Below are 19,102 nucleotides of genomic sequence, written 5' to 3'. Positions count from 1 at the left end.
CGACCAGTGCTTGACGTCAACTTCTTCGACGAGCTCCGCATCGGCCTGGCCACCGCCGACGACATCCGCCAGTGGTCGCACGGCGAGGTCAAGAAGCCGGAGACCATCAACTACCGCACCCTGAAGCCCGAAAAGGACGGACTCTTCTGCGAGAAGATCTTCGGCCCCACCCGGGACTGGGAGTGCTACTGCGGTAAGTACAAGCGCGTCCGCTTCAAGGGCATCATCTGTGAGCGCTGCGGCGTCGAGGTGACCCGCGCCAAGGTGCGCCGTGAGCGGATGGGCCACATCGAGCTGGCCGCCCCGGTCACCCACATCTGGTACTTCAAGGGCGTGCCGTCCCGCCTGGGCTACCTGCTCGACCTGGCGCCGAAGGACCTCGAGAAGGTCATCTACTTCGCCGCCTACATGATCACCTGGGTCGACGACGAGCGCCGCCAGCGCGACCTGCCGTCCCTGGAGGCGCACGTCTCGGTCGAGCGCCAGCAGATCGAGAACCGCCGCGACTCCGACCTCGAAGCCCGCGCCAAGAAGGCCGAGACCGACCTGGCCGAGCTGGAGGCCGAGGGCGCCAAGGCCGACGTGCGCCGCAAGGTGCGCGAGGGCGCCGAGCGCGAGATGAAGCAGCTGCGCGACCGCGCGCAGCGCGAGCTCGACCGCCTCGACGAGGTGTGGGCCCGCTTCAAGAACCTCAAGGTCCAGGACCTCGAGGGCGACGAGCTGCTCTACCGCGAGCTGCGCGACCGCTTCGGCACCTACTTCTCCGGCTCGATGGGCGCGGCGGCCCTCAAGGACCGCCTCGAGACCTTCGACCTGGCGGAGGAGTCCGAGCGCCTGCGCGAGATCATCCGCAGCGGCAAGGGCCAGAAGAAGACCCGTGCGCTGAAGCGCCTCAAGGTCGTCTCCGCGTTCCTGCAGACCACCAACAAGCCCAACGGCATGGTGCTGGACTGCGTCCCGGTCATCCCGCCGGACCTGCGTCCGATGGTGCAGCTGGACGGTGGCCGCTTCGCGACCTCCGACCTGAACGACCTGTACCGCCGCGTGATCAACCGCAACAACCGCCTGAAGCGGCTTCTCGACCTCGGCGCGCCCGAGATCATCGTGAACAACGAGAAGCGCATGCTCCAGGAGGCCGTCGACGCCCTGTTCGACAACGGCCGTCGCGGCCGTCCGGTCACCGGCCCGGGCAACCGGCCGCTGAAGTCCCTCAGCGACATGCTGAAGGGCAAGCAGGGTCGTTTCCGCCAGAACCTGCTCGGCAAGCGCGTCGACTACTCGGCCCGTTCGGTCATCGTCGTCGGCCCGCAGCTCAAGCTGCACCAGTGCGGTCTGCCCAAGGCCATGGCGCTGGAGCTCTTCAAGCCGTTCGTGATGAAGCGCCTGGTCGACCTGAACCACGCGCAGAACATCAAGTCGGCCAAGCGCATGGTCGAGCGTGCCCGCCCGGTCGTGTGGGACGTGCTCGAAGAGGTCATCGCCGAGCACCCCGTCCTGCTGAACCGTGCGCCCACCCTGCACCGCCTCGGCATCCAGGCCTTCGAGCCCCAGCTGGTCGAGGGCAAGGCCATCCAGATCCACCCGCTCGTCTGCACCGCGTTCAACGCGGACTTCGACGGTGACCAGATGGCCGTCCACCTGCCGCTCTCCGCGGAGGCGCAGGCCGAGGCCCGCATCCTGATGCTGTCCTCGAACAACATCCTGAAGCCGGCCGACGGTCGCCCCGTCACCATGCCGACCCAGGACATGGTGCTCGGTCTGTTCTTCCTGACCTCGGACCGGGAGGCGGTGAAGGGCGGTGGCCGTTCCTTCTCCTCGACCGCCGAGGCCGTCATGGCGTTCGACGCCCGCGAGCTGGACGTCCAGGCCCCGATCGAGCTGCGCCTGCCGGCCGGCACCGTCCCGCCGCGTGGCTGGACCCCGCCGGTGGACGAGGAGGGCCAGACGGCCTGGTTCGACGGCGAGCCGTTCCGCCTGACCACCACCCTGGGCCGCGCGCTCTTCAACGAGCTGCTGCCCGAGGACTACCCGTTCGTCGACTACGAGGTGGGCAAGAAGCAGCTCTCCGCGATCGTCAACGACCTGGCGGAGCGCTACCCCAAGGTCGTCGTCGCGGCGACCCTGGACAACCTGAAGGCGTCCGGTTTCCACTGGTCGACCCGCTCGGGTGTCACCGTCTCGATCTCCGACGTCGTCGTCCCGCCGAACAAGCCCCAGATCCTCGAGGGCTACGAGGCGAAGGCGGAGAAGGTCCAGCGTCAGTACGAGCGCGGCCTGATCACCAACGACGAGCGCAAGCAGGAGCTCATCGGCATCTGGACCCAGGCGACCAACGAGGTCGCCGAGGCCATGAACGAGAACTTCCCGAAGACGAACCCCATCTTCATGATGGTCGACTCGGGTGCTCGTGGAAACATGATGCAGATGCGCCAGATCGCCGGTATGCGTGGTCTGGTGTCGAACGCCAAGAACGAGACCATCCCGCGACCCATCAAGGCGTCGTTCCGTGAGGGTCTCACCGTGCTGGAGTACTTCATCTCCACCCACGGTGCCCGTAAGGGTCTGGCGGACACCGCCCTCCGTACCGCCGACTCCGGCTACCTCACCCGTCGTCTGGTCGACGTCTCCCAGGACGTCATCATTCGCGAGGAGGACTGCGGTACCGAGCGCGGCCTGAAGCTGGCGATCGGCACCGTCGGCGCGGACGGCGTGCTGCGCAAGGCCGACGACGTCGAGACCAGCGTGTACGCCCGCATGCTCGCCGAGGACATCACGGTGGACGGCAAGCTCCTTGCCACCGCCAACACCGACCTCGGTGACGTGCTGATCGACGAGCTGATCCGCCGCGGCATCGGCGAGGTCAAGACCCGCTCGATCCTGACCTGTGAGTCGGCCGTCGGCACCTGCGCCTTCTGCTACGGGCGTTCGCTGGCCACCGGCAAGCTGGTCGACATCGGTGAGGCGGTCGGCATCATCGCCGCCCAGTCCATCGGTGAGCCCGGCACCCAGCTGACGATGCGTACCTTCCACACCGGTGGTGTGGCCGGTGACGACATCACCCAGGGTCTGCCGCGTGTCGTCGAGCTCTTCGAGGCCCGTACCCCCAAGGGTGTGGCCCCGATCTCGGAGGCCACCGGCCGGGCGCGGATCGAGGACACCGAGAAGACCCGCAAGCTCGTCATCACCCCGGACGACGGCAGCGAGGAGATCGCCTACCCCGTCTCCAAGCGTGTGAAGCTGCTGGTCAGCGAGGGCGAGGCGGTCGAGGTCGGCCAGAAGCTGACCATGGGTGCCACCAACCCGCACGACGTCCTGCGCATCATGGGCCAGCGTGCCGTCCAGATCCACCTGGTCGCCGAGGTCCAGAAGGTCTACAACTCGCAGGGTGTGTCGATCCACGACAAGCACATCGAGATCATCATCCGGCAGATGCTCCGCCGCGTGACGATCATCGAGTCGGGCGACGCCGAGCTGCTCCCGGGCGAGCTCGTCGAGCGCGGCCGCTTCGAGACCGAGAACCGTCGCGTGGTCGCCGAGGGTGGTCACCCCGCCTCCGGCCGTCCGCAGCTGATGGGTATCACCAAGGCCTCGCTGGCCACCGAGTCCTGGCTGTCGGCCGCCTCCTTCCAGGAGACGACCCGGGTCCTCACCGACGCGGCGATCCACGCCAAGTCGGACCCGCTGCTGGGCCTCAAGGAGAACGTCATCCTCGGTAAGCTCATCCCGGCCGGTACGGGTCTGCCCCGCTACCGCAACATCCGGGTCGAGCCGACCGAAGAGGCCAAGGCCGCGATGTACTCGGCCGTCGGCTACGACGACTACGACCTGTCGCCCTTCGGCGCCGGCTCCGGCCAGGCGGTCCCGCTGGACGACTACGACTACGGCCCGTACACCGGCTGAGTCCGACGTTCGGCTGTCAGGGCGGTCACCCCTCGCGGGGTGGCCGCCCTGCGGCGTTCCCGAGCCGGTGCTTTCCGGGCTTTTCCGGGGTCGTTGGGGGCCTGCGGGGCACGGATTAGGTTCCCTGGCAGAAGTCGCGTAGAGTCGTGTTTACCGACGCGGGGTGGAGCAGCTCGGTAGCTCGCTGGGCTCATAACCCAGAGGTCGCAGGTTCAAATCCTGTCCCCGCTACTCAGTAGCAACGAAGGGCCCGGAGGCATCAAGTCTCCGGGCCCTTCGTCGTTCCCGAGAGTCGTTCCCGGGAGCGGCCCCTCCCTCGTGCGGGGGAGGGGCCGGAACCGCTCCGGTGAGGGAGGCGGGGGAGGCGGCGGCCGGGGGAGGCTTCGCGTGTCGGGACGACGGGGCTTGCGAAGGGGGCCGGACATGAAGCGGGTACCGGGCGCGGTGGCGATCACGGGGGCGGTGCGTTCGGGCGCCGGCGCAGTGCCGGTCGACGGTGTCTGACCGGGCCGTTCCGGAGGTCCTGCCGGTAGGGCATGATCTTCTCCGCGGGGGCGGCGCCCCCGGACACGGGGGAGGAGCGGCGGTGGTGCGAGCGGCGCGCTGGCGGAGCTGGTCGGCCGGGCTGAGTCCGTACGTGCTGGACTCGCTGCTGGCCGTGGCATCGGCCGGGATCTCGGTCTGGGCGGTCGGCAACGACGACAGGGCCTGGCGGTGGTGGGTCTACCTGGTGGCGGTGTCCACCTCGCTGTCGCTGCCCTGGCGGCGCCGGGCGCCGCTGGCCGCGCTGGCGGCGGGCAGCGTGGCCTTCATGACGCTGTCCGTGGTGGCGCACTCGGCGAGTCCGCAGGTGCCGCTGGCCGGTGTGATCGGCATCTACACAGTGGCGGAGCGCTCCCCGGACCGGCAGCGCTGGACGGTGCTGGCGGTGGTGGTGGTCGCCAACGTGATCGGCACCCACTCGCCCAACGGCATGCTGTTCAGCCTGCTCACCTCGGTCGGCTCGTTCGTCTTCGGCTCGCTGGTGCGCGCCCAGCGGCGGCTGGCCCGGCTGGAGGCCGAGCGGGCCCGCGAGGCCGGGGAACGGGCGGCCAGTGAGGCGGGCCGCGCGGTGGTGGAGGAGCGGGCCCGGATCGCCCGGGAGATGCACGACATCCTGGCGCACGCCGTCTCGCTGATGATCATCCAGGCCGAGGCCGGGCCGCTGGTGGTGCATGCCAACCCGGACCGGGCGATCCGCGCCTTCGACACCATCGCCGACGCGGGCCGCGACGCGATGGTCCAACTGCGGCGCGTCCTCGGAGTGCTGAAGGAGGAGGGGGCCGGTCCTGAGCTGGCCCCGCAGCCCCGGCTGGCCGAACTCGCCGACGTGGCCGAGCGGGTGCGCCGGGCCGGACCGGCGGTGGAGCTCGAAATGGCCGACGGGCTGGGCGCGGTGCCCGCCGACCTCCAGGCCGCGGCGTACCGGATCGTGCAGGAGGCGCTGACCAACACGGTCAAGCACTCCGGCGCCGACCGGGTGGCGGTCCGGGTGCGGCGGTCCGGGGACACCCTGGAGGTCGTGGTGTCCGACAACGGGCGCGGGCTGCCGGTGACCGCCGGCGGCGTGGTGAACGGCTGGTCCGGCGGCCGCGGGCTGGTCGGCATCCGGGAGCGGGCGGCGGCCTGCGGCGGGCGGGCCGAGGCCGGACCCGGACCGGAGGGCAAGGGCTTCCTGGTGAGTGCCCGGCTGCCGTTGGGGGTGGCGGGCGTGGTGGAGAAGGCGGGCGGATGAAGCCGATTCGGGTGGTCGTCGCGGACGACCAGGAGCTGGTGCGGGCGGGGTTCGGGATGATCCTGGACGCGCAGCCCGACATCGAGGTGGTGGCCGAGGCCTGCGACGGCGCCGAGGCGGTCGAGGCGGTCCGCGCCCACGGCCCGGACGTCCTGCTGCTGGACGTCCGGATGCCGGTCATGGACGGGCTGGAGGCGGCCCGCCGGGTCTGCGCCGAGTTCCCGTCCACCAAGGTGATCATGCTGACCACCTTCGACGCCGACGACTACGTCTTCGACGCGCTGTACGCGGGCGCCAGCGGCTTCCTGCTCAAGGACGTCCGGCGGGACGACCTGGCGCACGGGGTGCGGATGGTGGCCTCCGGGGAGGCGCTGCTCGCGCCCTCGGTGACCAGGCGGCTGATCGGCGAGTTCGCCGCCCGCCGCCCGGGCTCGCCCGAGCGGGCGCTGCGGCCGCCGTCCAAGCTGCTGGAGCAGCTCACCCTGCGTGAGCAGGAGACCCTGCGGCTGCTGGCGCGCGGGCTCTCCAACGCGGAGATCGCGGCCGAGCTGGTGGTCAGCGAGCACACGGTGAAGACGCACGTCAGCAATGTGCTGAGCAAGCTGGGGCTGCGGGACCGGGTGCACGCGGTGGTGTTCGCGTACGAGGCCGGCGCGGTGGTGGCGGGGGAGGCGTAGGGGCTCTCTTGCGGATCACGCCGGGCGCGGGGCCCCTGGTCGGGGCTCCCCCGTGCGGGGGAGGCGGCGGGTTCGCCGGTGCGGGCGATCCGCGACGAGGGGTGCGGCGGACAGCATCTGTGGTGTCGGAACGGACCACGGGCCACCAGCTACCTGCCGGGGCCGCGGATCACCATAGGAGATCGTCGGATGAACACCCCGCAGGAGAACCGCCGCACCGCCTACGCCGTCGTCGGCGCCCCCGCCCTGATGGCCCTCTACGGGGGGATCCGGCTGGTCCCGGGCTCCCGGGAGCCCGGCCTCGGCTGGACGGTCGGCCACACCGCGATGTTCGCCGGGCTGCTGCTGTTCGCCCCGGTCCTGCTCGCCCTGCGCGGGCTGCTCGCCCCGCGCGGCACCACGGCCGGGCGGCTCGCGGCCGGTGCCGCGCTCGGGACGGCGTTCGCCGGCCTGGCGGCCTCGCTGGTGCAGATCGGGATCGACCTGTACGTCGGCCTGGCGGCGGCGGACAAGGCCGGGCAGTCGCGGATGTTCGACCGCGTCCAGGGCGTCCCCGGGGTGCTGCCGGCGGTCTACCAGATCGGTCCGCTGCTGTTCTACGTCGGCCTGCTGGCCCTGCTGGTCGCCGCCGCGGTGGGCGCGGCCCGGACGCTGCCCTGGTGGAGCCCGGTGCTGATGCTGGTCGGCACCGCCGCCTCGGGGGCCGACCTGGCGCTGATCCCGGTGGCCGCGGTCTGCTACCTGGCGGCGCTGGCCCCGCTGGCCCGCCGCGCCGCCGGGCCCCGCCCGGTGCTGGCCTGACCGGTGCCGGCCCGCCCGGTGCTGGTCCGGCCGGGCGGTACGGACGGACGGGCGGCCGCTCCCGCAGGGGAGGGGCGGGCGCCCGTCAGCTCATCCGGAACACCGGTCCGCGCGGGGTGAACGGCAGCCCGGCGCCCCGGGGGACCAGGAAGGCGTGCTCGCGCCGCACCCGCAGCACGTCGCACGCGCCGTCGGTGATCACCAGCACGGGCGCCCCGCGCGGGAAGTCCTCGGCCCGCTCCAGCAGGTCGACGCCCGGCTGCAGCTCGGTGCCGCCGCGCCCGCGCACCCGGACCCGGCCGGCGATCTCGCCGACCGGGACGTACCCGGCGTCGTGCGGTGCGGCGTCGCAGTGCACCACTCGGGCCGCGGGCACGTCCCGGGCGGCCGCGTACGAGGCGATCGCGCCGAGCGCCTTGCCGAGCAGGACCCGGTTCATCGAGCCGGAGGTGTCCAGGACGACGCCGAAGGTGCAGCGCGGCACCTCCTCCGGCGGGTGGTAGCGGCCGGCCCGGGGGATGTCCGGGGTGGCGGACTGCCGACGGGCCGGGCGGGAGTAGCTGCGGACCGGCTCCGGACGGGGCACGAACTCGTCGAACCAGCGGGCCAGCCGGGCGTCCCAGGGCAGCGGCGGGTGGGCGAGGGCGCGGATCTCCTCGACCAGTCCGGCGGGCAGCAGCCCGCGGTCGCGCTGGTGCAGCTCGAAGCCCTGCTGGAGGCCGCGGCGGTAGAAGTCGTCGAGGTCCACGTAGTCGCGCGGGCCGCGGTCCAGCGGTGCGCCGAGGATGTCCGGGCGGTTCTTGCCGGCCAGAGTGGCGAGCCGGCGGATCCGGCGCTCGTCGCGGACGATCCGGTCGTACACCTCCTCGGCCGACAGCCCCTTCAGCTGCGGGTCGTGCAGCAGGCCTTCCGGCATGTCGCCGACGCCCATCTCCAGCAGCCAGCCGTTGATGACGTAGTCGGCGGCGACGTTGAAGAGGAACGGGTCCCGGCCGCCGCGGCGCTCGCCGTGCCGCAGGGCGGCGTGCAGCATCTCGTGGCCGAGGATGAACCGCCACTCCTCGTCGGTCTGCTGGCGCAGCGGGTTGATGTAGACCTCGCCGGCCTCGGCGTTGACGGCGGCGACGGAGATGCCGTGGGCGCGGGCCAGTTCGGCGTCGGCGACGACGGTGAGGCCGGCCGCGATGCCGCCGAGCAGCGGGTAGGAGGAGACGAACCAGCCGAGCGCCCTGGTCCACGGCCGTACGGGCAGGCGCTCGCCGGTCTCCCGGTCGAAACGGCCGCCGGCCCGGTCCATCGCGGCGGACATGGTGCGGGTGAGGGCGGCGGCGAAGGCCGCCGACCAGTCCTGAGGGGTGTGGCCGTAGTCCTGCCACTCGACCAGCAGCTGGTCGTGGTCGGCGGTGCCGGCCGTCCCGGCGGTGACGGCGGGCGGCAGGCCGTCGCGGCGCCAGCGAGCGGCCAGCTCCTCCTCGTCGCCGCCCGGGTACTCCTGCGGGAGGGCGACCGGGGGGCGGCCGACGGGGAAGGTCGCGAGGAAACGGTTCACCACCGCGCAGCGGGCCGCCTCCTCGTAGGCGTCGGGCTGGACCCGGACACCCTTGGCGGCCGGGACGTGGCCGAAGCCCAGGTGCAGCAGGCAGTGCGCCAGCACCCAGGCCCACTCGTCCGGCTCGGCCCGGCGGCGCGGGTTGACGTGCACGGTGCCGTCGGAGTCGACCACCGCCCAGCCGCCGGTCGGGGCCAGCCCGCAGTCGTCCCGGCGGCAGAAATCGGCGGGCACGGCGTCGAAGGCCGGGTTCTGGCGCAGCAGCCGGACCCCCTCGGCGAAGACCTCCGCGCCCGGGTCCGGCTTCTTCGCACCCTTCTGGACGGAAGGGCTCACCGGCGGGCCTCGACCAGCCGGGGCATGTCCCGGGCCGCCTCGATCAGGAACCAGGAGGGCAGCACCGGATTGCCGTCCGCGCCGTCGGCGATCACCGTCTGGGCGACCTCCACCGAGATCTCGGCCAGCTGCACCAGCAGCGACTTGGCCCGGAAGGCGGTCTGCCGCTGCGCTCCCGAGGCGTGCTCCTTGCTGGCCGGAAGCTCCTTGACCAGGCGGCCGCGGAAGGCGTCGGCCAGGTAGTAGAGCAGGTCGCGGTCCTCCAGCCGGTGCGGCCAGCGGGCGTCGCCCTTGAGGATCGCCTCCAGGCCGTAGGCGTTGCGGACGATCTTGGCGTAGCCGCAGAAGGCGATCGCGTGCTGCGGGGTGAGCAGCCCGTACGCGAGCACCTTGAGGGTCTCCTCGTCCAAGGTGGGGCCGAAGGAGTGCAGCGCGTCGGAGAGCATGTGCCAGGCGCGCGGGGTGGAGAACGGCTCCTCGGTCTTCGGCGGGGCGGACCACAGGTGGTCGGGCCGGTCGGTGACGTAGTCGATGACCCAGGGGTGGATGCCGGCGCCGGCCGCCCAGCGCAGCCAGTCCGCGGCGCTGGCCCGCAGGTGCACGTGGACCATGCGGTTGACCAGCGCGGACGCCATCGGTCGGGCGAGCGCGCCGTCGGTGGCGCGGTTCCCGGCGCCGATCACGATCGAGCCGGGCGGCAGCTCGTACGAGCCGATCCGGCGGTCCAGGATCAGCGAGTAGAACGCCTTCTGGACGTCCGGGGTCGCCGCGTTGAGCTCGTCCAGGAACAGGCAGTACGGCTCGTCGCGGGCGATCTGCTCGGGCGGGCAGAACCGGGAACGGCCCTCCGGGGTCAGCTGCGGGACACCGATCAGGTCCTCCGGGGCGAGTTGGGTGCCGACCAGGCTCACGCACTCCAGGCCGAGTGACTCGGCGAACTCCCTTACCAGCGAGGACTTTCCGATCCCGGGCGCGCCCCAGAGGAACACCGGCCGGACGGTGGCCAGCCCGAGCAGCAACTCGGGAATCTGGACGGGCGAGACGCTGACTGCTCCCTGCACGGGGCTCCTTGGCAAGTGGTGGGGTGACCGGCCCAGTCTGCGGCGGGAGTTGACGCGGCGCACCCGGATTTTCGGGTGGCCACCGGGAGGCCTGAGGAAAGGGGCTTAAAAACGGGCGAACCGCATGCGTACGATGATCCTTCCGGCTCCCCCCTCATGGCCTGGAGTGATCGAGCGATGACGACGACGGCGAAGTTCGACCCCTGGTCGGCGGCGTTCGTGGCCCACCCGTACGACGCGTACGCCGAGTTGCGCGAGCACGCGCCGGTGACGTACTTCGAGCCGACCGGGCAGTGGCTCGTCTCGCGGCACGAGGACGTCAGCGCGCTCCTGCGCGACCGGCGGCTCGGCCGCACCTACACCCACCGCTTCAGCCACCAGGAGTTCGGCCGGCCCGAACCCGACCCGGCGCACGAGCCCTTCCACACCCTCAACGACTTCGGGCTGCTCGACCTGGAGGCCCCCGACCACACCCGGATCCGCCGGCTGGTCTCCAAGGCCTTCACCCCGCGCATGGTCGAGGGCCTGCGGCCGACCGTCCAGCGGCTCGCCGGGGAACTCGTCGACGGCCTGCTCGCGGCCGGCGGCGGCGACCTGATCGCCGCCGTCGCCGAGCCGCTGCCGGTCGCCGTGATCGCCGAGATGCTCGGCGTGCCGGAGGGCGACCGGCACCTGCTGCGGCCCTGGTCCGCCGACATCACCGGCATGTACGAGCTCAACCCGAGCGAGGAGGCCGCCCGCAAGGCCGTCACCGCGAGCACCGAGTTCTCCGACTACCTGCGCGCCCTCATCCGCGAACGCCGCACCGCCCCCGGCACCGACCTGATCAGCGCGCTGATCCAGGCCCAGGAGGGCTCCGACGCGCTCAGCGAGCAGGAGATGATCTCCACCTGCGTGCTGCTGCTCAACGCCGGCCACGAGGCGACCGTCAACACCACCGGCAACGGCTGGTGGGCGCTGTTCCGCAACCCCGGTGAACTCGCCCGGCTGCGCGGCGCGACCGACGCGCTCCTGCCCACCGCCATCGAGGAACTGATGCGCTGGGACACCCCGCTGCAGCTGTTCGAACGGTGGGTGCTGGAGGACATCGAGCTGCGCGGCGTCACCATCCCGCGCGGCTCCGAGGTCGCCCTCCTCTTCGGCTCCGCCAACCGCGACCCCGAGCGCTTCACCGATCCCGACCGCCTCGACCTCGGCCGCACCGACAACCCCCACATCACCTTCGGCGCCGGAATCCACTTCTGTCTCGGCGCCCCGCTCGCCAGACTGGAGCTCACCGAGTCCTACGGCGCCCTCCTGCGCCGCGCCCCCGGCCTGCGCCTGGCCCGCGAACCCGAGTGGAATCCGGGCTACGTGATCCGGGGCCTCAGGGAACTGGTGGTCGAGGTCTAGGCCGAGGTCGGGGCCAGGTCGGGGTCGGTTCGAGGAACGGGGGAGAGCTGTGGGCAAGGCGACGGGGTCACTGCTGGGGCTGGCGATCGGGGATGCGATCGGCCGGGTGACCGAGTTCAAGACGGTAGAGATGATTGCCGACGACCACCCGGACTGGCGGCAACTTCCGCTGCCCCCAAGGGCGCTGGTCACCGACGACACCCAGATGACCCTCGCCCTCGGCCGTGGTCTGCGCATTGCCCTGGAGCGCGGGCCGCTCACCCCGCTACGGCTGGAGCGGCCCGTTCGCGAGGAGTTCGTCGACTGGTGGCGCTCCCCGCAGAACAACCGTGCTCCCGGCATGACCTGCCTGCGAGCCTGCGAGCGGCTGAGCCGCCCCAAGTACCGCTGGCAGCAGGCGAGCGACGTCGGTTCCAAGGGCTGCGGCGCCAACATGCGGGTCGCTCCGGTCGGACTGATCCGCGAACTCGACGCCCGCCAGCTCGCGGGCGCCGCGCAGCTGCAGTCCGCGCTCACCCACGGGCACCCGACCGCACTCGCCGCCAGTGACCTCACCGCGTACGCCATCCGCAAGCTCGCCGAGGGCGTTCCGCCGGCCGGCCTGCCCGCGGTGCTGCGGGCGTACGCGCTGGCGAGCCGCGAGCGGTACGACGAGTTCTGGCTCGGCGACCTCTCCGCGCGCTGGTACGGTCGCTCGCCGCAGGACGTCATCGCCCGCGGCTGGGACGACTGCCTGGCCGTGCTCGACCAGTTGGACGCCGCGCTCGCCGCGCCCGACGTCGAAGCGGACCCGTGTCTGGCCACCGGTGAGGGCTGGGTCGCCGAGGAGGCCTTCGCCACCGGCCTGCTCTGCTTTCTGCTGCTGCCGGACGACCCGGTGTCCGCCGTCCGCCGGGCCGCCTACTCCAGCGGCGACTCGGACTCCCTGGCCTGTCTGACCGGCGCCTTCGCCGGGGCCCATCACGGGGAGTCGGTCTGGCCGCAGGAGTGGGTGGAGCGGATCGAGTACCGGGACGAGCTGCTCGCGCTCGGGGCGCTCTGGGACTGAGCTCCACAACCTGCGTTCCGGGCCCGGGGAACCGGGTTCGGGGGTGGTGCGTCGAAGGGCCATGACGAAGCGCAGCACCGCAGGGCATCGCCGTTCCCGCCGTCGGGTGGGGCTGCTTCTCGCCGCCGGGTTGGCGGCCGGCCCGGCGCTGGCCGGGTGCGGGAGTGCGGCGGGTGGGGGGCCCGTGGTGGTGCGGGCCTCGACGTCGGGGAGCCGGGCGGCGGTGGACCCGGGGCAGGTGGCGGCGGTGGCGGCCGGGACCAGTGCCTTCGGGCTGGACCTGCTGCACGCGCTGACCGCGACGCCGGACGGGGCGGGGCGCAACGTCGTGGTCTCGCCGGCCGGGCTGGCGAGCGTGCTCGGGATGCTGCTGCCGGGGGCGCGCGGCGCCACCGCCGAGGAGCTGGCCAAGGCCCTGCACACCGGGCTCGACCCGCGGCAGTACGCCCTTGCCGTCGGCGCGCCGGACAGCGGGAGCCGGGCCGGCGGCGACCAGGTCGTCCTGCGCCGTTCCGACGACCTGTGGACGCAGCAGGGCCTGGCCGTCGCCCCGGAGTACCTGGACACGCTCGCTGCCGCCTTCGACACCGGCGTGCACCCCGTCGACTTCGCCAGGGACCCGGCCGGCGCCCGCGGGAGCATCAACGCGGCGGTGGAGAAGGCCACCGAGGGGCGGATCAAGGAGCTCTTCGGCCCGCGGCAGATCACCGCCGACACCCGGCTGGCACTCACCGACGCGCTCTACCTGAAGGCGGCGTGGGCCTCCGGGTTCAAGCCCGCGAACACCTCCGAGCGCCCCTTCCACCGGCTGGACGGCTCCACCCCGGCGGTGAGCACGATGAGCCGCACCGGGACCCTCCGGTACGCCGAGGGCTCCGGCGGCATCGTCGGCGAACCCTGGCAGGCCGTCGAACTCCCTTACGCGGGAGGTGGGTTGGCGATGGATCTGATCGTCCCCGCGCAGGGCGGTTACGCGGCCTTCAGCAAGGGCCTGGACCAGGCCCAGCTCGACCGGATCCTCGGCGGGCTCGGCGAGCGGTCCGTCGACCTGACCCTGCCGCGGTTCCACTTCGACACGGCCAACGACCTCGTCCCCGTCCTGCGCTCACTCGGCGTCAAGGCGGCCTTCGACGCGCCCGACTTCACCGGCATCACCGCCAAGGAGCCGCTCGGCCTGGGCGCGGTGGTGCAGAAGGCCACCGTCGAGGTGAACGAGGACGGTACGGTCGCGGCGGCCGGCAGCGGCGCCGGGGTGGCGGCGATGGCGGCGCCGGCCGCGCCGGAGTCCGTCCAACTGCACATCGACCGGCCGTTCCTGTTCCTGATCCGCGACACCGCCGACGGGCGGCCGCTGTTCCTCGGCCAGGTCACCGACCCGCAGGCCTCCTGAGCCGACCCGCAGGCGCCCTGAGCCGACCCGCAGACGAAGAAGGCGAAGCGGACGAAGCAGGCGAAGCAGCCGGAGGAGGACCGGGCGTCACCAGGCCGGGTAGCGCCCGCCGAGCGCCGGGTGGGCCGGGTCGCGGCTGCCGAACAGCACCAGCAGGTCGTCCGCGACCCGCAGCAGTTCGGCCCGGCCCTCGACCGCCCCCGCCCACTCGGCGGGCAGCGCCGAGGCGCCGTACGCGGCGCCGACCAGGTTGCCGCAGACCGCGCCGGTGGAGTCGCTGTCCCCGGAGTGGTTCACCGACAGCAGCAGCGCGCTGCGCACCGGGTCGGGTTCGAGGGTGGTCGCCAGCAGCGAGTACACCGCGATGGCCAGGCACTCCTCGGCGATCCAGCCGAGGCCGACCCGCTCCACGGACTCCGCCGTCGGCTGCGACTCCTGGGCCACCCGGACGGCCCGGGCCAGCGCCTGCACCGTCTCCTTGGACCCCGGCAGCTCGCGGATCTGCTCCACGGTCTCGCCGACCGCCGCCCACGGCTCGGTCCCGTTGGCGAGCCGCTCGACCAGTGCCGCGAAGGCGCCTGCCGAGAGGTAGCCGGTCGGGTGCCCGTGGGTGAGCTGGGCGCACTGCACGGCCAGCCCGAAGGACAGCTCGACGCCCAGCCGGGCCAGCCCGAACGGCGCCGAGCGCATCACCGTGCCGCAGCCCTTGGACTCCGGGTTGATCGGCCCCGGCTGCCCGATCACGGACGGCGACTCGAACTCCGGGTGCTCGGCCACCCCGCTCATGCAGGCGTTGCCGGGCGCCCGCGACGCGTACAGGAAGGGCCTGGTCAGCAGCCAGCCGTCGTACGGGCGGGGCTGCGGCGTGGTGTCCGGCGAGCCCTGGCGCTGGGTCAGCAGCCAGCGCCGGTACGCGGCGTGGACGGCCTCCGGCACCGAGCCGCCGCCGCCCGTCCAGCCGCGGACGAACGCGCGGATCAGGCCCTCGGCGGTGAACAGGGTCATCTGGGTGTCGTCGGTGACTTCGACCGGCCCGGCGCCGGCCGGCAGCCCGGTCACGCCGTCCGGCCCGTACCGCTGCTGGATCTGGTGGAGCTGCTGGAACTCCACCGGCCAGCCCAGCGCATCGCCGACGGCCCCGCCGAGCAGCGCCCCGCGCACCCGGTCGCGGTATCCCGATTCGGCCGCCGACTCCGTCACGTCGATCCCCCTTGGTTCATGGCGGGATACGTTCTATCAGGTCTACCGGCGGATCTGCCCGGCGCGCCCGTGCAGCGCGGCGCGGTCGGCGGCGGCGCGCCCGGCCGCCCAGCCCACGCCGTCGCTCACCCGGACCCGCTGCGAGACCAGCTTGGGGAACAGCCGGCCGACCTCGTCGTCCACCGCCTCGGAGCGGGCGGCGAGCGCGGGCAGTAGCCGCTCGTCGGGCAGCAGCTGCTCCTCGGTGCCGTCCTCGCGCAGGTGCCGGCCGGCCGCGGCGGCGCTGGTCGCGCGTTCGGTGGCGGCGGTCAGCCGCTCGCGGATCCGCGCCGCGTACGCGACCAGGAAGGAGTGCCGGAACGCCTTGCTGCGCGAGTCCCGGCGGGAGCCGGCCTTGTTGAGCGCGTGGGTGGCCTGCACCAGCAGCGAGGTGTAGAGCAGCTCGACGCCGTCCAGGTCGCCGTCGAAGCCGACGACGGTGCAGAAGCCGAACTCCTTGGCCCACACCGCCCGGCACCGGTTGGCCGCCGCGACGGCGTCCAGCAGCATCGTCTTGGGGCTCTCGTACGGGTTGTCCACGCCGATCCGCAGCGCCGCCGGGGTGTTCCGGTCGTCGCCGGTGGCGGCCAGCAGCGCGTCGTCGATGCTGTGCTGGGCCATCAGCTGCTGGGCCTTGGTGGTGAGCGCCTCGGCCTCCTCCGGGTACTCGGTGGACTCGGCCTTGGCCAGCAGCGCCCGGATCCGGGCCAGCATCCGTGGCTCGCCGGTCAGCGGGCCCGTGGTGCGCTCGGTCTGCGGGCCCGTGGTGCGCTCGGCCTGCGGCCGCCGGCCGGGCGTGGGGCCGACCGGGGAGATCGGCGGCAGCCGGCCCCAGGTCCGCAGCAGCTCCAGGGCGGCGGTGGCGAGCGCGAAGCGGTCCAGCCGGTGCCGGTCGGCGAAGGCGCCGAGGTACTGCTCGTCGCCCGGCCACCAGACCTCGGCCTCCAGCTCGCGCAGCTGCTCGTGCCAGCGCCGGTCGAGGGCGGCCGCGGCGTGCCGACGGCCCTCGGCGGCGATCAGGTCCACCGCGAGGGCCAGGTGGACGGGCTTCAGCCCGCGCCGGACCACCCGGGCCAGGTCGGCCGGGCGCCACCCGGCGGACCAGCAGCGGCCGACGGCGGTTTCCGCGTACCCCAGCAGCGCCCGGCTGACCGCCGGCCACTGCCCGGCCGAGGCCGCGAGCAGCGACGCCCCGGTGTCCAGGGCGAGGTCCAGCGTTTCGTCCGGGGCCGTCAGCACCGATCGCACCGCCTGCTCCAGCAGTGGGCCGGCGCCCCCGTCCCCGTCCTGCTGCGCGCGCTTGCCCACGGTGTGTCCCTGCTCTCCTCGACGGTCCGGCCCTCCCGCCCATGATGCCGGAGCGCCCGGCCCCTCCGACGGGACCGGGCGCTCCGGGGTGACGCAGGCGACTCAGCGCTCGACGGCCTTGGCCAGGATCTCCGGGGCGCGCTCCAGCAGCCGCCCGGCCGCGAAACGGATGCCGAGGGCGGCGATCAGGGCGCCGTAGAGCGGGCCGACCACCAGGACCGGCCAGGTCGGGCCGGCGGAGAGCAGCGCCCAGCCGAGGTAGCCGCTCACCGGCAGGGAGAGCAACGCCACACCGAACAGCGAGCCGAACTGGTTGACCAGCACCAGGCCGCCCTGCCCGGGGGCGGCGTTGCGCATCGGGTTGCTGTCGGCCGGCATGGTGTACGGCGCGAGCACGCTGAGCGTCGCGCCGAGCGCGACGCCGCAGCCGAGCAGGGCGAGCGCGAGGCCGAGTGCGGACGGCAGGCCGGCCCAGTCGCCGGTGGCGGCGGCCAGCACGGGCCCGAGCACCAGCGTCACCGGGATGGCGTACGACAGCACCGCGTAGGCCCGGCCGCGCAGCTCGTCCCGGGCGTCGGCCGGGGTGAGCAGGGTGGCGGCGACCATCCAGAACGCCGAGCCGTCCATGCCGAACAGGTTGAGCATCTGCAGCCCGAGGAACATCCCGGTCATCGCCAGCAGGTAGACGCTCGACCAGCCCTGGACCATCGACAGCACGCAGATCACCAGCGTCATGCCGATGCTGGTGAACACCGCGGCCTTGGCCCGCGGCTCCCGCCAGGCGTACCGGAGGTGGCGCTGCATCACCGCGCCGGCCCGGCCCTCGGGCAGGAAGCTCCAGCCGCGCGAGCTCTGCACGCCGCGGGCCACCTCCAGGGTGGAGGAGTCGGCGGTGACCATCAGCTCCTGGAGGCTGCCGCGCCACCAGCGCAGCAGCAGGGCGAGCAGCGCCGCGGCCGCGGCGAGCTGGAACAGCGCCAGCCCGTACCGCCCCTCGCCGGCGGTGCGGGCCGCGTCCGCCGCGCCGACCGGCGGCAGCCAGCGCAGCACGGAGGCGATCGGCGCCAGCGGGCTGAGGTCGAGGTGGTCCCCGGGCCGGCCGAAGACGCTCTGCGAGCCGACGTTGGCGGCCTGCACGAGCAGGGCGAACAGCAGTCCGCCGAAGATCGCGAAGTCCTTGCCGCGCCGGCTGGAGAGCATCCGGGCGTTGCCGGCGGCGACCGCCCGGGAGAGCGTGACCAGGCAGAGCACGGCCAGCGGGACGCCGACCAGTGCGGCCGCGGCCGAGGCCCCGCCGTTGGCGCCGGACAGCGCCGCGCCGGTCACCAGCACCAGGCTGACCAGCGGGCCGGGCCCGATCAGCGCGGCCAGCAGCGAGCCGCGCAGCAGCGGGCCGGGCCGCAGCGGGAGCATGGTGAGCCGGGTCGGGTCGGCGCTCTCGTCGCTGGAGAAGAGGAACAGCGGCAGCGCCGCCCAGCCGAGGGTGAGCGCGCCGAGCAGCATCACCCCGGCGTCCCCGGAGCCGTCGAAGCGTCCGTTCATCATGGCGAGGGCGAAGGCGATGCCGGCCGCGAAGGCCAGGCCGAGGACGCCGCCGATGACGTACACGGCGGTCCGGCCGGGGCTGCGCCGCAGGCCGTTGCGCAGCAGCCGCAGCTTGAGTGCCACCAGGGCGCGGACCACCGTCCGCCCGTCGGGCACCGGGGTACGGGCGGCCGCGGGGGTGGTGCTCACTGCCCGCCCCCGAGCTGCGCGCCGGCCTGCCCGCCGCCGGCCGGAGCGTTTCCGGCCGCTCCGCCGCCGAGCCAGCCGAGCGCCTGGCCGTCGTCCTCGCGGACGCCGATCAGGCCGAGGAAGGCCTCGTGGAGGCTGCGCCCGCCGCGCACGGTGTCCAGCGGGCCGTGGGCGATCACCCGGCCGGCGTTGACCACGGCGACCCAGTCGCAGAGTTGTTCGACCAGTTCCATCACGTGGCTGGAGAAGACCACCGTGGATCCGGCCGCCGCGTACCGCTTGAGCACGCCGCGGATGGTCTGCGCGGAGACCGGGTCGACGCCCTCGAAGGGCTCGTCGAGGAACAGCACGTCGGGGTTGTGCAGCAGCGCGGCGGCCAGGCCGATCTTCTTGCGCATGCCGGTGGAGTAGTCGGCGACCAGCTTGTCGGCGTCGCGGGCGAGGTCCAGGACGGCCAGCAGTTCCTCGGCGCGGCGGTCCACCTCGGCGCCGGGCAGGCCGCGCAGCCGCCCGTTGTACTGCAGCAGTTCGCGGCCGCTGAGCCGCTCGAACATCCGCAGCCCCTCGGGCAGGATGCCGATCCGGGCCTTGACCGCGACCGGGTCGGCCCAGACGTCGCCGCCGTGGATGAGGACGGTGCCCTGGTCGGGCCGGAGCAGGCCGGTGGCCATGGACAGCGTGGTGGTCTTGCCGGCGCCGTTCGGGCCGACCAGGCCGATGAAGGAGCCGGCCGGCAGCTCCAGGCTGAGTCCGGCGACGGCGGCCTGGCCGCCGAAGTGCTTCCACAGCCCCTGGATGCTGACGGCGGAGGGGGGAACGGGTGCGGGGTGGTCGGACGGCGGCGGCGCTGACGCCTGCATGGCGGCCTTCTCTGTTCGCTGGCGGATGGGTGT

General features: G+C 73.2%; 13 protein-coding genes and 1 tRNA gene. 8 read left to right on the top strand and 6 right to left on the bottom strand.

Features of this window, described 5'->3' with window-relative positions; genetic code table 11:
* The first annotated feature begins 6 nt into the window (after positions 1-6).
* From AB0R04_RS08900 to AB0R04_RS08880, 5 genes are all read left to right on the top strand, one after another.
* Positions 7-3,900 (top strand): DNA-directed RNA polymerase subunit beta', encoded by a 3,894-nt coding sequence (locus tag AB0R04_RS08900; RefSeq protein ID WP_363369353.1) that lies wholly within the window; start codon positions 7-9, stop codon positions 3,898-3,900.
* A gap of 157 nt (positions 3,901-4,057) precedes the next feature.
* Positions 4,058-4,131: transfer RNA gene (locus tag AB0R04_RS08895), tRNA-Met, on the top strand.
* Positions 4,132-4,486: 355 nt separating this feature from the next.
* Entirely contained in the window at positions 4,487-5,674 is a 1,188-nt protein-coding gene (locus tag AB0R04_RS08890) for a sensor histidine kinase (protein ID WP_363369351.1), read from the top strand.
* Positions 5,671-6,351 (top strand): response regulator transcription factor, encoded by a 681-nt coding sequence (locus AB0R04_RS08885; protein WP_063348943.1) that lies wholly within the window; start codon positions 5,671-5,673, stop codon positions 6,349-6,351. The genes AB0R04_RS08890 and AB0R04_RS08885 overlap by 4 nt, the downstream gene beginning before the upstream one ends.
* A 189-nt stretch (positions 6,352-6,540) precedes the next feature.
* A complete protein-coding gene (locus AB0R04_RS08880) occupies positions 6,541-7,152 on the top strand; it encodes a hypothetical protein (RefSeq protein ID WP_363369349.1) in 612 nt (203 codons plus the stop codon).
* An 85-nt stretch (positions 7,153-7,237) separates the two neighbouring features.
* Here the strand turns inward: AB0R04_RS08880 and AB0R04_RS08875 are convergent, their stop codons facing one another.
* Both AB0R04_RS08875 and AB0R04_RS08870 read right to left on the bottom strand, forming a co-directional pair.
* A complete protein-coding gene (locus tag AB0R04_RS08875) occupies positions 7,238-9,037 on the bottom strand; it encodes a hypothetical protein (RefSeq protein WP_363369347.1) in 1,800 nt (599 codons plus the stop codon).
* Positions 9,034-10,098 (bottom strand): MoxR family ATPase, encoded by a 1,065-nt coding sequence (locus AB0R04_RS08870; protein ID WP_363369345.1) that lies wholly within the window; start codon positions 10,096-10,098, stop codon positions 9,034-9,036. The genes AB0R04_RS08875 and AB0R04_RS08870 overlap by 4 nt, the downstream gene beginning before the upstream one ends.
* Before the next feature lie 177 nt (positions 10,099-10,275).
* On the opposite strand from AB0R04_RS08870, the gene AB0R04_RS08865 reads away from it, so the two are divergent.
* The 3 genes from AB0R04_RS08865 (at position 10,276) to AB0R04_RS08855 (ending at position 13,928) form a co-directional block, all read left to right on the top strand.
* Positions 10,276-11,490, top strand: coding sequence for a cytochrome P450 (locus AB0R04_RS08865; RefSeq protein ID WP_363369343.1), 1,215 nt, complete (start codon positions 10,276-10,278; stop codon positions 11,488-11,490).
* Between the two features lie 49 nt (positions 11,491-11,539).
* Entirely contained in the window at positions 11,540-12,538 is a 999-nt protein-coding gene (locus AB0R04_RS08860; RefSeq protein ID WP_363369341.1) for an ADP-ribosylglycohydrolase family protein, read from the top strand.
* A 223-nt stretch (positions 12,539-12,761) separates the two neighbouring features.
* Positions 12,762-13,928, top strand: a complete 1,167-nt coding sequence (locus AB0R04_RS08855; protein WP_363369339.1) for a serpin family protein — start codon at positions 12,762-12,764, stop codon at positions 13,926-13,928.
* A gap of 87 nt (positions 13,929-14,015) precedes the next feature.
* Here the strand turns inward: AB0R04_RS08855 and AB0R04_RS08850 are convergent, their stop codons facing one another.
* From AB0R04_RS08850 to AB0R04_RS08835, 4 genes are all read right to left on the bottom strand, one after another.
* The gene (locus AB0R04_RS08850; RefSeq protein ID WP_363369336.1) at positions 14,016-15,128 is read right to left on the bottom strand and encodes an ADP-ribosylglycohydrolase family protein; all 1,113 of its coding nucleotides are present in this window, start codon (positions 15,126-15,128) and stop codon (positions 14,016-14,018) included.
* Positions 15,129-15,170: 42 nt separating this feature from the next.
* Positions 15,171-16,475: a DUF2786 domain-containing protein gene (locus tag AB0R04_RS08845; protein WP_363369334.1), complete on the bottom strand. Its 1,305-nt coding sequence runs from the start codon at positions 16,473-16,475 to the stop codon at positions 15,171-15,173.
* A 102-nt stretch (positions 16,476-16,577) separates the two neighbouring features.
* Entirely contained in the window at positions 16,578-18,209 is a 1,632-nt protein-coding gene (locus AB0R04_RS08840; protein WP_363369333.1) for a transporter, read from the bottom strand.
* Complete coding sequence (locus AB0R04_RS08835; protein ID WP_063348953.1) at positions 18,206-19,069, bottom strand: ABC transporter ATP-binding protein; 864 nt, start codon at positions 19,067-19,069, stop codon at positions 18,206-18,208. The genes AB0R04_RS08840 and AB0R04_RS08835 overlap by 4 nt, the downstream gene beginning before the upstream one ends.
* Between the last annotated feature and the right edge of the window lie 33 nt (positions 19,070-19,102).

It is taken from the genome of Kitasatospora sp. NPDC056731, assembly GCF_040687675.1.
In the GTDB taxonomy this organism is placed as follows: domain Bacteria; phylum Actinomycetota; class Actinomycetes; order Streptomycetales; family Streptomycetaceae; genus Kitasatospora.
The sequence above is the reverse complement of the archived record's forward strand: the minus strand, read 5'-3'. Positions and strand labels throughout refer to the sequence as shown.

Bases quoted from the DNA above. Each gene is read 5' to 3' on its own strand.
- AB0R04_RS08835 (WP_063348953.1), bottom strand. From the start codon at position 19,069: ATGCAGGCGTCAGCGCCGCCGCCGTCCGACCACCCCGCACCCGTTCCC.
- AB0R04_RS08880 (WP_363369349.1), top strand. From the start codon at position 6,541: ATGAACACCCCGCAGGAGAACCGCCGCACCGCCTACGCCGTCGTCGGC.
- AB0R04_RS08885 (WP_063348943.1), top strand. From the start codon at position 5,671: ATGAAGCCGATTCGGGTGGTCGTCGCGGACGACCAGGAGCTGGTGCGG.
- AB0R04_RS08865 (WP_363369343.1), top strand. From the start codon at position 10,276: ATGACGACGACGGCGAAGTTCGACCCCTGGTCGGCGGCGTTCGTGGCC.